General features: G+C 68.1%; 12 protein-coding genes and 2 tRNA genes. 6 read left to right on the top strand and 8 right to left on the bottom strand.

Annotation, left to right across the window (positions count from 1 at the left end; all coding sequences use genetic code 11):
• Positions 1 to 80: 80 nt before the first annotated feature.
• A tRNA-Met gene (locus tag ACFWIW_RS33710) sits at positions 81 to 154 on the bottom strand.
• Between the two features lie 83 nt (positions 155 to 237).
• On the bottom strand, positions 238 to 831 hold the full coding sequence (locus tag ACFWIW_RS33715) for a TetR/AcrR family transcriptional regulator C-terminal domain-containing protein (RefSeq protein ID WP_378372199.1): 594 nt from the start codon (positions 829 to 831) through the stop codon (positions 238 to 240).
• 93 nt (positions 832 to 924) lie between these two features.
• Between ACFWIW_RS33715 and ACFWIW_RS33720 the strand changes: the two genes are divergently transcribed.
• Complete coding sequence (locus tag ACFWIW_RS33720) at positions 925 to 2,370, top strand: FAD-dependent monooxygenase (RefSeq protein WP_378372183.1); 1,446 nt, start codon at positions 925 to 927, stop codon at positions 2,368 to 2,370.
• Positions 2,371 to 2,558: 188 nt separating this feature from the next.
• Here the strand turns inward: ACFWIW_RS33720 and ACFWIW_RS33725 are convergent.
• Positions 2,559 to 2,632 (bottom strand) — tRNA-Met (locus tag ACFWIW_RS33725).
• 67 nt (positions 2,633 to 2,699) lie between these two features.
• The gene (locus ACFWIW_RS33730) at positions 2,700 to 5,705 is read right to left on the bottom strand and encodes a UPF0182 family protein (RefSeq protein WP_378372184.1); all 3,006 of its coding nucleotides are present in this window, start codon (positions 5,703 to 5,705) and stop codon (positions 2,700 to 2,702) included.
• A gap of 156 nt (positions 5,706 to 5,861) precedes the next feature.
• Here ACFWIW_RS33730 and ACFWIW_RS33735 point away from each other — a divergent pair, with 156 nt between their 5' ends.
• A complete protein-coding gene (locus tag ACFWIW_RS33735) occupies positions 5,862 to 6,410 on the top strand; it encodes a PPA1309 family protein (RefSeq protein ID WP_240595383.1) in 549 nt (182 codons plus the stop codon).
• A gap of 130 nt (positions 6,411 to 6,540) precedes the next feature.
• On the opposite strand, the gene ACFWIW_RS33740 is transcribed toward ACFWIW_RS33735, so the two are convergent.
• Positions 6,541 to 7,545: a PDZ domain-containing protein gene (locus ACFWIW_RS33740; RefSeq protein ID WP_378372200.1), complete on the bottom strand. Its 1,005-nt coding sequence runs from the start codon at positions 7,543 to 7,545 to the stop codon at positions 6,541 to 6,543.
• A gap of 203 nt (positions 7,546 to 7,748) precedes the next feature.
• On the opposite strand from ACFWIW_RS33740, the gene ACFWIW_RS33745 reads away from it, so the two are divergent.
• Positions 7,749 to 9,095, top strand: coding sequence for a zinc-dependent metalloprotease (locus tag ACFWIW_RS33745; protein WP_378372185.1), 1,347 nt, complete (start codon positions 7,749 to 7,751; stop codon positions 9,093 to 9,095).
• Positions 9,096 to 9,101: 6 nt separating this feature from the next.
• Here the strand turns inward: ACFWIW_RS33745 and ACFWIW_RS33750 are convergent, their stop codons facing one another.
• Entirely contained in the window at positions 9,102 to 9,665 is a 564-nt protein-coding gene (locus tag ACFWIW_RS33750) for a M48 family metallopeptidase (RefSeq protein WP_016331633.1), read from the bottom strand.
• Positions 9,666 to 9,828: 163 nt separating this feature from the next.
• Here ACFWIW_RS33750 and ACFWIW_RS33755 point away from each other — a divergent pair, with 163 nt between their 5' ends.
• The 3 genes from ACFWIW_RS33755 to ACFWIW_RS33765 all read left to right on the top strand — a co-directional run bounded on the left by ACFWIW_RS33755 (position 9,829) and on the right by ACFWIW_RS33765 (position 13,335).
• Positions 9,829 to 10,863, top strand: coding sequence for a hypothetical protein (locus ACFWIW_RS33755; protein WP_378372186.1), 1,035 nt, complete (start codon positions 9,829 to 9,831; stop codon positions 10,861 to 10,863).
• A 77-nt stretch (positions 10,864 to 10,940) separates the two neighbouring features.
• Positions 10,941 to 12,281, top strand: a complete 1,341-nt coding sequence (locus ACFWIW_RS33760; RefSeq protein ID WP_378372187.1) for an ABC1 kinase family protein — start codon at positions 10,941 to 10,943, stop codon at positions 12,279 to 12,281.
• 142 nt (positions 12,282 to 12,423) lie between these two features.
• Positions 12,424 to 13,335, top strand: coding sequence for a hypothetical protein (locus ACFWIW_RS33765; RefSeq protein WP_378372201.1), 912 nt, complete (start codon positions 12,424 to 12,426; stop codon positions 13,333 to 13,335).
• Between the two features lie 5 nt (positions 13,336 to 13,340).
• On the opposite strand, the gene ACFWIW_RS33770 is transcribed toward ACFWIW_RS33765, so the two are convergent.
• The gene (locus tag ACFWIW_RS33770; RefSeq protein WP_350592224.1) at positions 13,341 to 13,520 is read right to left on the bottom strand and encodes a hypothetical protein; all 180 of its coding nucleotides are present in this window, start codon (positions 13,518 to 13,520) and stop codon (positions 13,341 to 13,343) included.
• Positions 13,517 to 14,386, bottom strand: coding sequence for a class I SAM-dependent methyltransferase (locus ACFWIW_RS33775; protein ID WP_378372188.1), 870 nt, complete (start codon positions 14,384 to 14,386; stop codon positions 13,517 to 13,519). Before ACFWIW_RS33775 ends, ACFWIW_RS33770 begins: the two co-directional genes overlap by 4 nt.
• Between the last annotated feature and the right edge of the window lie 105 nt (positions 14,387 to 14,491).

Below are 14,491 nucleotides of genomic sequence, written 5' to 3' on the forward strand. Positions count from 1 at the left end.
GTCGGCCCCTGCCCCACTTCCCCTCAAAACTAAATCGCGCTTATCGGCTCTGCCCCCACACCCCCGCTTCGTTTTCACAGTAGCGGGGACAGGATTTGAACCTGCGACCTCTGGGTTATGAGCCCAGCGAGCTACCGAGCTGCTCCACCCCGCGTCGTTGTGTTAATAGATTACACGGGACCCCGACCGGGTTTCACGGGGGTACCCTTAACTTCGCAAAGGGCCGTTGACCTGCCTTTATGGCGCGACTTTGTCATCCAGCCAAGCGAAGACGCCGTTGAGCACCATGGTCAGCCCGTCGCCGAACCTGCCTTCGACGTCCTCGTCGAAGACCCACGGCGAGGACGTCGCGTCGTAACGCGGATCCCGTTCGCCCGGAACCGGATAAACGGCCTGCTCTTCGATGGTGAAACCGATGACGAAGCTGTAGACGGTGAACAACGCTCGCCCGGCCAGGTGCGGTTCGAGCCCCGCGTCGACCCGGGCTTGCAGCGGATTGTCACCGAGCAGGCTTTCGTCGGTCAGGAAAGTCCCCGCGAAGACCTTCGCCCCGTCACGGTAAGCGAGCATCATCCGGCGCAACCTCCGCGCCGCCAGCTCGAAAGACTCCCTCTCCCCCATACCTTCGGGCACCCGGCTCGGCAGCGCGTCGGCGTACATCCGCGTCGCCATCTCGTCGAGCAGCTCCTGCTTGTTCTTCATATGCCAGTACAGCGCGGGCGCCTTGACGCCGAGATCCTGCGCGATCAGGCGGAGCGTCAGCCCATTGAGCCCGACGTCGTTGAGCAGCCGAAGCCCGGCGCGGACGATGTCCTGCCTGGTCAGACCCACTTTCATCCCTCTTTCCAGCAGAAGCGCCTTGACAGTTTAACGATGTTAAGGGCACCCTGGGCCCAGGTCAATTTAACGTCGTTAAGGAGTGGTATGAACAACCTTGGGACGGACGTGGTCGTGGCGGGCGCGGGGCCGACGGGGCTGATGCTGGCCCACGAACTCGCGCTCGCCGGTGTCGATGTCGTGGTCCTGGAACGGCTTCACGAGCGCACAGGGCTGTCCAAGGCGCTGAACCTGCAGCCGCGCACGGCGGAAGTGCTGGAGCTGCGCGGACTTCTGGGCGGAGCCGAGGAACGTTCGTTCGCGACGGTGCGCGACGGACATTTCGCGATGATCCCGGTCCGCTACGACGGCTGGGACACTCGTTTCCCTTTCCAGCTGGGGATTCCGCAGGCACAGGTCGAGGAGTACCTGGAGGAACGGCTTGCCACGCAAGGAACGAAGGTGATCCGCGGTGCTGAAGTAATCGATTTCGTACAGGACAAGGACTCTGTCTCTGTCCGGTACCGAACAGACGGTGGCGAAAACCGGCTGCGCGCGAAGTTCCTCGTCGGCTGCGACGGCTCTCGAAGTGTTGTACGCAAAGGACTCGGCGTGGACTTTCGCGGAGTGGACGGTGAAGGTTTCGGCATGGTCGCGGACGTCCTGTTCGACAAAATCCCTGACGGCGCGCAAAAACAGTGGCGAACGATGCGGAACACCGGTGAGCCTGCCGGTGCGACCACGTTCAAAGGCTTGATTCCGTTGGGAGAACCGGGCCTCTACCGCTTCGTGTACGGCGACAGGGCCTCGCGGCCCGCGGATCTCCGGGCCGCCGTCTCCCACGACGACGTCCGGCGGGCACTGCAGGACTCGTACGGTGCGACGGCGACGGAAATCCGGTGGGCGTCACAGTTCTCCGATGCGGCGCGGCAGGCGGAGCGCTATCGCGCCGGTCGGGTGCTGCTGGCCGGCGATGCCGCGCACATCCATTTCCCGGCAGGCGGCCAGGGGCTGAATCTGGGCGTGCAGGACGCGATGAATCTCGGCTGGAAGCTCGCCGCGACGGTGCACGGCTGGGCGGGCGACGACCTGCTCGACACCTACGAGGCCGAGCGGCATCCCGTCGGCGCTCAAGTGCTGAACAACGTCGCCGCTCAGATGGAGCTGACCCCGCGGTCTCACCAGTCTCGCGCGCTTCGCGCCGTTTTCGCCGATCTGGCCGAACTGCCCGAGGCGAGCAAGCACCTATCGGGCATGGTCTCCGGTCTCGCGATCCGCTACGCGACCTACGGGACTTCGCATCCCGCGCTCGGCTCGCGGCTGACCGACGAGGACGTCGCGACCGAAGACGGGCCGCTGCGCCCCAGCACACTCTTCCGCGATGGCGGCTTCGTGCTCCTGACGACCACTCCGGCCCACGTCGACGCCGCCGGGGCCCACGCCCGCTCGCCGCGCCTGACCACCCAGCTGGTCACGTCCCTGCCGTGGCCCGCCACGGAAGCCGTCCTGTACCGGCCCGACGGCTATGCCTGCTGGGTCGCCCCCACGTGGTAGCAAAGGTCCCCCGCTCCCCCACTTGGTAGCAAAGGTCCCCCGCTACCTCGGGCACCCAGGCGACCAAGTCACTTTGGGGGTCCAGGGGGCGAAGCCCTCCTGGCGGGGGTCCGGGGGTTCGCCCCCCGGGACAAATGCGAAAGAGGCCCGTGTCTGCGTTTTCCGCAGACACGGGCCTCCAACCTCTGTAGCGGGGACAGGATTTGAACCTGCGACCTCTGGGTTATGAGCCCAGCGAGCTACCGAGCTGCTCCACCCCGCGTCGTGACACCTACCTTACGCCTGCGTTTCGAGCAGGCGCAAAGCAGGTGCCCTTTAGGTAAGCGACGTCACCCTCCAGGCTGGCCGGAGGCCGGCGGCGCACCGGACGCCGGCGGGTTCGCTGGCGGGTTGGCCTTCGCCGCCTCGTAGGCCTTCGAGGCGGCTTCGAGGGCGGCCAGGGCGGCACCCTGGTCGGCGTAGTTGCCGGATTGCTGGGCGGCGCGGAACTTGACCCAGGCGTCGTGCATGTCGCCCGCGGCCTTGTCGAGCGCCGGGTTACCGCTGGCAGGCGGCTGCGGCGTCGTAGTGCCGGGGGGCGGCGGGGTCGTCCCCGGCGTGCCGCCGGTCTGCGGCGGGGTGACCCCGGAACCCGTGCCGGGTCCGAAGACCTGATCCAGGGCCTCGTTGAGCGTCGGCGCGAAGCCGATCTTGGTGCCGTAGGAGACCAGGACCCGGGCCAGCTGCGGATAGCTCAGCTGGTTCCGCTGCCGGATGTAGACCGGTTCCACGTAGAGGAAGCCGTTGGCGACCGGCAGGGTGATCAGGTTTCCGTACGTGACCGTGACGTTCGGGTTGTTGAACAGGGTCCGGTCCTGCGCGACCCGTGGGTCACTTTGGAATCTGTTCTGGACCTGGACGGGACCGTCCACCTGGGTCGAGCCGCTGGCACCTGTCGGCAGTCTCAGGACGCGCATCTTCCCGTAGTCCTCGGGATCCGAGGACACCGACATCCAGGCCGCCAGATACTGCCGTTGGAGACCGGTCAGCGAACTGGTGAGCTGGAACCGCGACTTGGTGTCACCCGGCGCGGTGGCCAGGACGTAGTAGCCGGGCTGGTTCGCGACACCCGAAGCGGACGCGTTCACGCCGCCTTCCTGCGTCGGGTCCTGCGGAACGCTCCAGAAGGCCTGCTGTGCGTAGAACTCCGCCGGGTTGTTCACGTGGTACTTCGACAGGAGTTCCCGCTGCACCTTGAAGAGGTCTTCGGGGTAGCGGAAGTGCGACCGCAGGTCCGGCGAGATCTCGCTGCTCGGCTTGACCAGGCCGGGGAAGACGTTCTTCCAGGCATTGAGCACCGGCTCGTTGTCCTCGACGCCGTACAGGGTCACGGTACCGTCGAACGCGTCAACGGTGGCCTTGACCGAGTTGCGGATGTAGTTGATCGAGGAGTTCGCCTGGCGGGTGGTGCCGCTGAGCGAGTCGTTGGTCGCCTGCCCGAGCTGGGTCTGCTGGGCATACGGGAAGTTGTTCATCGTCGTGTAGCCGTCGACGATCCAGATGATCTTGCCGTTGACGACCGCCGGATACGGGTCGCCGTCGAGGGTCAGCCACGGGGCGACCTTGGCGACGCGATCCCGCGGTTCGCGGTTGAACATGATCTTGGATCCGTCTCCGATGGCATCGGAGAAGAGAATGTTCCGCTCGCCGTACTCGGCGGCGAAGACGAGCCGGTTGAACCAGTTGTCGATCGGCACGCCGCCGGAGCCCTTGTAGATGTAGGCACGGTCGACGGCGGTGTCGTACTCGCCGGGCGCCTGCCCCGCCTTGCCGCCGACGATCGCGTACGCGGCGTCGGTCGCCAGCTCGCCGTAGTAGATGCGAGGCTCGTCCACCTTGATGCCCGGCTTGTTCGGGTCGGTCGAGCCGGCGCCCGTCGGGTTCTGGGTGTCGCTGGTCGTGGCGATCGGGTAACCGCCGTCGGAGTTGGCGTCCTTCAGCGCACGGTCGATCGTGTTGGCCGGAGCGGCGACGAAGCCGTTTCCGTGCGTGTAGACGAGGTGCTTGTTGATCCAGTTCGTCTGGTTGCCGGTGAGACCTTCGGTCTTGATCTCCTTGGCCGCGACGATGTAATCCTGCGTGACCCCGTTGAGGGTGTAGCGGTCGATGTCCAGCTTCGACGGGAAGCCGTAGAAGTTCTCACGACCGACGCGCTGGGTGAAGGTGTCGCTGAGGATGTTCGGGTCGAGGAGCCGGATGTTCGGGACGGTCCCCTTGTCCGCCTTGATCTCCGCGGAGGTCGCCTCGGACTTCCCGGTGTAGTCCTTGTACTCGACGTTGGTCAGGCCGAACGCCTGACGGGTCGCGTCCATGTTGCGCTGGATGGACGCGGATTCCTTCTCGTTCGCGTTGGGACGCACCGAGAACTGGTCGAGCACGGCCGGCCACGCGACACCGACGAGCACGTTCGACAGGATCAGCAGCACCAGCGCGATCGCGGGCAGCTGCAGGTTGCGCAGGAACGCTCCGGCGAAGAACGCGACGGCACAGATCACCGAGATGCACAGAAGGATCAGCTTCGCGGGCAGGACCGCGTTCAGGTCGGTGTAGGTCGCACCGATGAAGAGCGGCGCACCCCTGTCGGAGAGCAGCAGGTTGTAGCGATCGAAGAAGTACTCGACCGCCTTCAGCAGCACGAAGATGCCGATGGTGATGGCGAGCTGGGCACGGGTCGGGCCGGCGAGCTGGCCGCCCTTACCGGCGAGCCGGATGCCGCCGAAGATGTAGTGCGCGATCAGCGCGCCGAAGAACGCGATGACGACGGAGATGAACAGCCAGCCCAGGAGCCAGTTGTAGAACGGCAGGTCGAAGGCGTAGAAGCCGACGTCATTGCCGAACTCGGGATCGGTCTGACCGAATCGCGTGCCGTTCAGGAACAGCTGCACGACCTGCCAGTCGCTCTGCGCGGACGCGCCGGCGATGAGCCCGGTGAGCACCGGGATGCCGATGCCGAAAAGCCGGATCCGGCCGACGATCGCCGACCGGTAGCGCGCGAGCGGATCGTCGTTGCCGGAGATCGGCACGAAGACGGGCCTCGACCGGTACGCGATCATCAAACTGATCGCGAGCGAGCCTCCCACCAGGAGCCCGACGGCGAAGAACAAGACGACACGGGTGATCAACACCGTGCTGAAGACCGTCCGGGCGCCGACCTCGCCGAACCACAACCAGTCGACATAGGTGTCCAGCAGTCTCGCGCCCAGCAGCAGGGCCAGGATGACTACGGCGGCGATGATGAGCAGGATCCGGCTGCGCCGGGACAGCTTCGGCAGGCTCACGGGGGGCCGAGTGGCCACTGCACACGCTCCTGGTTTGGTGAACTTTTCGCAGGGGCGCGCGTACCGCGTGCGGCCCCTGATGCTCTAACTCTACGGATGCCGTCGGAAGTTCCCGGAACCCGCCCAAACCGGACTCGGGACGCCGTCGTCCAGGCCGCCTGGAACGATGTGCCAATGGCACCGAGTGAGCAGCAGGGCGTGGCCGGCCTGGCCCGCGAAGTCGAGGAGTTCGTCGCCTCCGGAGGATGGGATCAGCCGCCGCAGTTGTTCGCGCTGGTCCCGACCGCGGCACTGCTGGACGAGCAGCCCGAACTGGCCGGACAGCTCGATCCGTCGGCCCCGCTGACACCGGTCGCGCAAGAGTCCCTGCCGGAGGGTGACCTCGGTGAAGCGCTGGCGCAGATCGCGTGGCCCGATCTGGTCCTGGGCTGCGCGCTCGCACAGGAGATCATCGTGCTGCCGCCGGACGCCGAAGCCGAGCTTCCCGTCGTGCCCGAGACCGATGCCGAACGCCTGCGTCAAGCGGCAGCCGACCACCCGCGCCGGACCGAAGCCCGGCTGGTCGCGGCCGTACTGCGGGATGGCGCCGGAGCATGCGTCATGCGGCTTCGCGGCGCCGGGAAGGCCGAGGAGCCCGGTGACGTCCCCGTCGACGAAATCATCGAGAACCCGGAGCTGGCCCCGAACCTGCTGGAAGCACTGAAGGCGACACTGCTCCCCTGACCAGCGAAAAGAGAGCAAGGGACCTTTGCTACCACCCGGCCGAGACGCACGCTGGGCGGTAGCAAAGGTCCCTTGCTCTCGTCAGCCAGATCCGCGAGGTGGTAGCAAAGGTCCCTTGCTCCCCCGGCGGTCAGCAGGAGGCGGTGGGCCGTCCCGCTTTGAGGTTCTCGAGCTGCGTGATCGCCTCGTCCAGCGTGGAAACCTTGATCAGGTTCAGGCCTTCGGGCGCGGCGGTCTTCGCCTCGGCGCAGTTGTGCGCGGGCACCAGGAAGTCGGTGGCGCCGGCCTCGCGGGCGCCGACCACCTTGAACGAGATGCCGCCGATCGCGCCGACGACGCCCTTCTCCGAGATCTCGCCCGTTCCGGCGATGTGCCTGCCACCGGCGAGGTCGCCGGGCTCCATCTTGTCGACGATCGCGAGCGCGAACATCAAGCCCGCCGACGGTCCGCCGACGTCCTGCAGCGAGATCTTCACGTCGAAGGGAACGTCGGCGCGGTCCACCGCGGTCAGCCCCATGAAACCTTCCGGCCCGTCGGGCCGCTGCGCGAGCGTGAGCGGCACGGTGCGTTCGGCCTGCCCGTCGGATTTGAAAGTGATCTGGACGGTCTGCCCGGGCTTCGTCCCGTTCAGAGCGGCCCGCACGTCGGTCGCTTCCTTGACCGTCGTCCCGTTGACCACCAGAAGCCGGTCCCCCGGGGCGAGCACCTTGTCCGCGGGGCTGCCGGAGACGATCGTTTTCGCGAGCACCTTCACCGGGAACTTGCGGCGCAGCGCGGCGACCTGAGCGGCGGTCTGCGAGTCCTGCAACTGCTGGATGTTCTCCTGGCGGACCTGCTCGTTGGTCTCGCCCGGCTTGAAATACTCCTCGCGCGGCGCCAGCGCGTACCGGCCGCTCGCCCAGAGCCCGAGCGCGTTGAACAGCGTGATGCCGCCATCGCGCAGGGAGACCGTCGTCATCCGCAGCTCGCCGGAGGTCTGGAAGATCTCGTGCCCGTTGACCTGGATCACGGACTGCCCGGCGGCGTCCTTGCCGAGAGTGTCGTAGGTCGGGCCGGGGCTGATCGCCACGTACGGCACCGGGATGAAGAACCCGACCAGCGCGAAGACGACGAACAACGTGCCGCTGACCAGCAGGGTCCAGCCGCGCCGGGTCAGCCGCCGTTCGGAGCGGTCCTGGTCACCCGCGGAGCCCGAACGGCTCCGCGCTCCTGTGGTCTCCTCCGAGGGCTCTGTCACGCGTGACAGCGTACGGTGACCGTGTTCGCTTCTCGGTGAAGGCCACGCTCATCACTCCACTTGACGAGCTGTGAATCCCGGGACCCGCGTACGGTGGTGCCATGAGCAAACCCCCGTTCGGCTTCGGACCGCCCGATCCCGACAAACGAGGCGAGAACGAGCCGTCGGACTCCGGCGGCCAGCCCTCCGGCGCCGAGGCCTTCAATCAGCTCGGTCAGATGCTCAGCCAGCTGGGCCAGATGCTCAGCCAGGCCGGCAGCTCGACCGGGCCGGTCAACTACGACCTGGCGAAACAGATCGCGTTGCAGAACCTCAGCGGCAGCGAGAGCGGAGACGTCCAGCTCGGCTTTTCGTCATCCGGCGGCGACTCGAGCACGGCCGTCCGCGACGCCGCCCATTTGGCGGAGCTATGGCTCGACGCCGCGACGATCCTGCCCGCCGGAGCCACCTCGACCGTCGCATGGTCCGCACGCACCTGGGTCGAGAAGACCCTGCCCACCTGGCAGCGCCTCTGCGACCCCGTCGCCCAGCAGGTTTCGGGCGCGTGGGTCCAGGCCCTGCCCGACGAGGCCAAGCAGGCCGCCGGTCCTCTGCTCTCGATGATGGGGCAGATGGGCGGGATGGCCTTCGGCTCCCAGCTCGGCAACGCCCTGGCTCAGTTGGCTTCCGAAGTGCTCACCTCCACCGAGGTCGGCCTTCCGCTGGGCCCCGCGGCCACCTCCGCGCTGCTGCCGGCGAACATCGAGAAGTTCACCGAGGGCCTGGAGCTGCCGACCAGCGAGGTGCTGGTCTTCATCGCCGCACGCGAGGCCGCCCACCAGCGGCTGTTCGCCCACGTGCCGTGGCTGCGGCAGCGGCTGCTTGCCACGGTCGAGGAGTTCGCGAACGGCATCTCCGTCGACACTTCGGCGCTGGAACAGCTAGCGGGCCGGATCGACCCGTCGAACCCGGCCAGCATCGAAGAGGCCATGTCGTCCGGCCTGCTCGAGCCGCAGACCTCGCCCGAGCAGAAGGCGGCACTGAACCGCCTGGAGACCCTGCTCGCACTGGTCGAAGGCTGGGTCGACGTCGTGGTCGCCGAGGCCATCGGCGACCGGCTTCCGGGCGCGGACGCGCTCCGGGAGACGCTGCGCCGCCGCCGGGCCACCGGTGGCCCCGCCGAGCAGACGTTCGCCACCTTGGTCGGGCTCGAGCTCCGGCCCAGGCGGATGCGGGCGGCGTCCTCGTTGTGGAAGCTCGTCGGCGACCAGCACGGCATCGAGAAGCGGGACGGCCTCTGGTCCCACCCCGACCTGATGCCGACCGCCGAAGACCTCGACGAACCGCTCGACTTCTCCGAACGACTCGGCGACGGCGAGTCGACGCTCGAAGGCATCGACCCGATCGCCGAGATCGAACGCACCGAGCGCGAGAAGAACAAGCCCAAGGGCGACGAAGACGAGAACTGAGGCACGTCAGTCCTCCGCCGCGATGCCCCAACCGGCGGCGGAGGACAAACCCTCCAGGTAGCCGATGGCGCGTTCGGTCTTGGGATAGCGGCGAACGAGCTCCCAGAACGCCGCGTTGTGCCCTGGTTCCTTCAAATGCGCGAGTTCGTGCACGAGGACGTAGTCCAGCACCCATCCCGGCACCCGGCGCAGACGATCACTGACCCTGATCGTCGCGTCGACCGGCGTGCAGGACGCCCACCTCGTCCTCATCGGCGGAACCCAGCGAACGCTCGCGGGTATCGCCTTTCCGTCCAGATACTTCGCCGAGAGCACGGCGCAGCGCGCCAGCAGCGCCTCGTCGGAGGCCTTCGGCGGCGCGGCCTGCCGCGGGCCCTTGCGCAGCAGCTTGCGCTGCATCTCGGCAACCCAGTGCTTCTCCTCGGCCCGGGTCATCCGGGCAGGGATCAGCACGACGAGGGTGTCCTCGTCCCAGTACGCGGTGACGGTCCGGTGACGGCGTTGGCTACGCCGTACCTCGACCTTGTGTTCGGGAGTGTCCGACGGATTCGTCGTGTCCCGGCCCCTCAATGAGGGCGTCCGTGCTTCGACCACTCGACCACGGTAAGGCCAGTCACCGACAACTCCGAGCGCCGAAAGGTCACAGCCTCCAGTTGTCCACAACGGGGCCAACCTGTGGATAACTCGCGTTCTTCCGGGCGGTGGGACGGCGGGCGGGTGCGATCCTGCGATCATGAACCTGCGCGAACCTGATCTGCGATCGATCATCCTTCCCGACTTCCCCGCCCTGCTTCCCGGCCTGGATGTGCTGGAACGTGGGAACGGCGAGATCCAGATCGGCCTCGACCCCGCCCATGCCGTGATCGTCGCCGGAGTCGCCACCGAGGTGGCCACGGCACTCCGCGACCTGGACGGGAACCGGGCCGCGGACGACATCGTGCTCGCGCAGAGCGAACACGACGAACAGCTGCGCGACCTGATGACGGACCTGACGGCACGAGGGCTCGTGACCGACGCGGGAAAATCCGACGGGCATCCGAGACCACAAGCGGAAACGGGGCTCTGGTCACTTCGGGCCCGCCACCATCAGGCGGCCATGACGGCACGCCGCAAGCGCACCGCGGTGGCGATCCACGGCGACGGCAGGCTGGCCGCGGCCATCGCCGTCCTGCTCGCCAAAGGCGGCATCGGTCATATCGACGTCCGGGCGTCGGGCATGGTCGGCGAAGGCGACCTGGGCTCGGGCTACACCGAAGCCGAAATCGGCATGCCACGCAGGGACGCGCTGGCCCAGGTGGTGCACCGCGCCGGTGCGGACATCGCGACCACCAGGCTCTACTCGGACCGCCGCCCGGAACTCGTCCTGCTCACCGACGCCGTCGTACCGGCCCCCGAAGTGGTCGAGGAACTCGTCCGTGACGGCGTCAACCACCTGCCGGTACGCGTCCGGGACGGGATCGGCATCGTCGGACCGCTGGTGGTGCCCGGCCGCAGCAGTTGCCTGCGCTGCGCCGACCTGCACCGCGCCGGCCGCGACGACACCTGGCCGAGAGTGGCGAGCCAGCTCGCGGGACGCGTGCAACAGCCGGACCTAGGCGCCGTCCAGGCGTGTGCCGCACTGGCCGCCGCACAGGCGCTCCGGCTTCTGTCCCCCGGCGACCAGGCTCCGCCCGCCTGGAACGCGACGCTGGAGATCGACTTCTTCGACGGCACGATCCGGCACCGCGACTGGCCGCCGCACACCGGATGCGGATGCGGCGCCCGGTGATACGGCGAGCGACGTAGCCCACACGCACTCCCTCAACAGGCTGCGCAGGCGGAGTGAATCAAGGCAGAATCGCGAAGGTGACCGACTCCCGCAACGCCGAGGACCGTGACGCCGCCATCCCCCGCAACGGGGCCGCGCGAACGGCGAAGCTGGCCAGCATCCCCCTCGGCATAGCGGGACGGGCGGTCGGCGGCTGGGGCAGGAGGCTGACCGGGCAAAGCGCCGAAGAGGTCAACGCGACGCTGTCGGCGAAGGCGGCGGAGCAGCTTTTCGAGGTCCTCGGCACGCTCAAAGGCGGCGCCATGAAGTTCGGCCAGGCGCTGAGCGTCTTCGAGGCCGCGGTGCCGGACGAGATGGCGAAGCCCTATCGCGAGGCCCTGACGAAGCTTCAGGCGGCCGCGCCACCCATGCCCGCGCGGCAGACCCATCGGGTCCTCGCCGAGCAGCTCGGGCGCACCTGGCAGCAGCGGTTCGCGGCCTTCGACGACGAGCCCGCCGCGTCCGCGAGCATCGGCCAGGTCCACCGTGCGACCTGGCACGACGGTCGCGAGGTCGCCGTCAAGGTGCAGTATCCGGGAGCCGACGACGCCTTGCGGAGCGACCTCCGGCAGCTCCAGCGTTTCAGCAGGTTGTTCCAGGCTTTCGTGCCGGGAACCGAGGTGAAGCCGCTACTGGCGGAACTCGCCGAGCGGATGAACGAGGAGCTCGATTACCAGGCAGAAGCCCAGAACCAGCGTGATTTCGTGAAGGCGTTCGAAGGCGTCCCCGGCTTCCTGATCCCCCGTGTGGTCGCCAGCGCGCCGAAGGTCGTCGTCACGGAGTGGGCCACCGGCACCCCGCTTTCGAAGATCATCGCCGACGGCGACAAGGAGACACGGGACCGCGCCGGCCGCCTGCTCACCGAGTTCCACTACTCGTCCCCGGAACGAGCCAGGCTCCTGCATTCGGACCCCCACCCCGGCAACTTCATGCTGACGGCCGACGGCAGGCTGTGCGTCATCGACTTCGGCGGGGTGTCCCGGCTGCCCGAGGGGATCCCGCAGCATCTCGGCGAAATGACCAGGCTGGCGCTGGACGGCGAGTCCGCGAAGCTGATGCGGCTGCTCAGGGAGTCCGGTTTCATCCGGGCCGACGCGGATCTGCAGGCCGACGACGTGCTCGCCTACCTGGCGCCGTTCACCGAGCCGCTGGCGGGCGACACGTTCCACTTCACCCGGCGCTGGATGCAACGGCAGGCGGGCCGGGTCGGCGACACCCGCGGCCGGGATTTCCGGATCGGCCGATCCCTCAACCTGCCGCCCGAGTACCTCATGATCCACCGGGTGACCGCCGGATCCACCGGCATCCTCTGCCAGCTCGACGCGGAGATCCCCGCCCGCGCGATCGTCGAACGCTGGCAGCCGGGCTTCGCGGCCTGAGAAGTTATCCACAGGGAACGGTGCGACTGAGCCAAAAACGGGGTCGATCGGGCGAGTTGTCCACAAGTTGGCGGAAGCGGTTCCACCCGGTCGGCCCAGCGGTCATCCTCGATTCATGACCACTACACGAAGCGCCCGACTCATGGCGCTCAGTAACACCAGCGAGTCCGGGATCATCACCAGCCGCGAGCTGCGGAAGGCGGGCGTCACCGCGCGTCACGCCGCGAAGCTCTGTGGTCCGGGCGGTCCTTGGCGAAGGCTGATGCCGGGTGTGATCCTGTTGCGCGACACCGCGCCCACCCGGCTGCAGCTGTTGCAGGCCGCTGTCGCGCGGTGCGGGCCGGACGTGGTGGTGACGGGCGCCGACGCGCTACGGGCACGAGGCGTCGACTGCTCCCTGACGAGGGAGGTCCATCTCCTCGTCCCCGACTACCGGCGTGTTCCGGCGGAGCCCGGCATGCTGCCGCGAAGAACCACACGGATGCCGCCGCCGACCTTGATCGACGGTGTTCCGTTCGCCCCACCGGCCAGGGCCGCGCTCGATCTGGCCCGGCTGGAACTCGACCCCTCGCGAATAGACGAACTGATCGCGCTACCGCTGTATTGGGGTCTGTGCACGCTGGACGAGCTCAGCGAGGAGCTCGATTCCGGCAACCGGCGAGGCTCAGCCGCGGTACGAGCAGCCTTGCGGCGCGTCGATCCCGAGGAGACGTACGCGCATGGGCTGGCGAAGAAGGTCCTCAGCGGCTGCCCGCTGCCCTCGCCGTCGTGGAACACGACGCTCTGCGACCGACGAGGTCGGCCCATCGGCACCGCCGATGCCTGGTGGGACGACATCGGCATGGCGTGGCAGTTCCGTGTCCCGAAACAGGGCGCCGCGAATTTCCACCCGCTGGCGCTGACCGCGACCGGGACCGTGCTGGTCCGCTGCACCATCGACCAGCTGAGGAAGGTTCCGATGGAAGTCGCGGCCGAGCTCGTCAGGGCGTTCGCCGAAGCGGCGCGGACACCGAGGCCGAAGGTGCGCACGATCGGCCGGATCGACGCCGCCTGAGCGGTTCACCAGTACTCGTCCGGCAGCTTTCCCTCGATGTCGCGGGTGTGGCGGCGAGCGCAGGCGGGACACATCCAGCGCACGACGTTCTTCTCACGGGTGGAAACCCAGGCGAGCGTCTGCGCCGGCTCCTCGTCGACGCCGCGAATCCGGCCGCACAACGAGCAGCCGACCGGGTCGCTCACGGCCGCCGTCCGCAGTGGATCGTCTTCGCCCCTTGCAGGAACAGGTCCTGGCGCGCTCCGAGGAAGGCAGGGTTCGCCGGATCCACCAACGCGGCCACGGTCTCGTGGTCGTCATCGCTGAGGCGGTCGCCCGCCACGTCGTTCAGCCAGGTCAGCCGCTCGACGATGAACTCGCGCAGCAGTTCCGGCCCGGGCGCCGGATGGTGGATGAGCACACCGAAGGAATCGACGTCCGCGAGGCCGGCTCGCCGCAGGGCGATGTTCCAGCCGTAGGGCATGGGCACGGAGCCCGGGATTCCTGCCCGCATCTCGGCAAACCACTCACCGCGCGCGGCGAGCAGCCTCCCCTCGAGCCCGGGCCGGCCGATCCCGAGATCCCAAGGAAGACAGTTGAAGTCCAGGCCGCCCTCGGAGATGGCGACCAGCCCGCCGACGCGGGCGAGCCGGGCGAGGGTGTCGATGGCCGCCTGCTGATCCGGCAAGTGATGAACCACGCGGGAAGCCCAGACCAGGTCGGCGGGCGGAAGCTTGGCTGCCAACCCGTCATCGGCCACGTCCGCGTGGATCGTCTCGACGGTGGCCCTGTCACCAGCGGCCGCGTGGACGACGCGGTGCGCCTCGGCGAGCAGCTGCTCGGTCGCGTCGACCAGCACGATCTTGGCTCCGGCGGAGGCGAGCTCCTCGGCGAAGAGCACGCTCATCCCGCCCGCGCCGCAGCCGACGTCGAGGATGGTCGGGCCCTCCGGCATACCCTTCAGCAGCCGTCGAGCCGCCTCCCGCATCGGCTCGGCGTCGAGTGCCTCAGCCATGCGAAGCGATCGAAGCCGATCAGCCCAGTCGATTTCGTCGTGCGTGTGTACGGCCATTCCCCCAGTGAACACCAAGCCGCCCCGCCCGACGCCCCAAAAGGGAGCGGGGGACCTTTGCTACCACCCGGTGGGGGGGGGGGAGGGGGGCCGGCCGCCCCCGGC

Origin of the sequence: Amycolatopsis sp. NPDC058340 (genome assembly GCF_042723975.1) — a bacterium.
Taxonomy (GTDB): domain Bacteria; phylum Actinomycetota; class Actinomycetes; order Mycobacteriales; family Pseudonocardiaceae; genus Amycolatopsis.

Excerpts from the sequence above, each read along its gene's own strand:
- ACFWIW_RS33720 (WP_378372183.1), top strand. The coding sequence starts at position 925 with ATGAACAACCTTGGGACGGACGTGGTCGTGGCGGGCGCGGGGCCGACG.
- ACFWIW_RS33735 (WP_240595383.1), top strand. The coding sequence starts at position 5,862 with ATGGCACCGAGTGAGCAGCAGGGCGTGGCCGGCCTGGCCCGCGAAGTC.
- ACFWIW_RS33745 (WP_378372185.1), top strand. The coding sequence starts at position 7,749 with ATGAGCAAACCCCCGTTCGGCTTCGGACCGCCCGATCCCGACAAACGA.
- ACFWIW_RS33755 (WP_378372186.1), top strand. The coding sequence starts at position 9,829 with ATGAACCTGCGCGAACCTGATCTGCGATCGATCATCCTTCCCGACTTC.
- ACFWIW_RS33765 (WP_378372201.1), top strand. The coding sequence starts at position 12,424 with ATGGCGCTCAGTAACACCAGCGAGTCCGGGATCATCACCAGCCGCGAG.
- ACFWIW_RS33775 (WP_378372188.1), bottom strand. The coding sequence starts at position 14,386 with ATGGCCGTACACACGCACGACGAAATCGACTGGGCTGATCGGCTTCGA.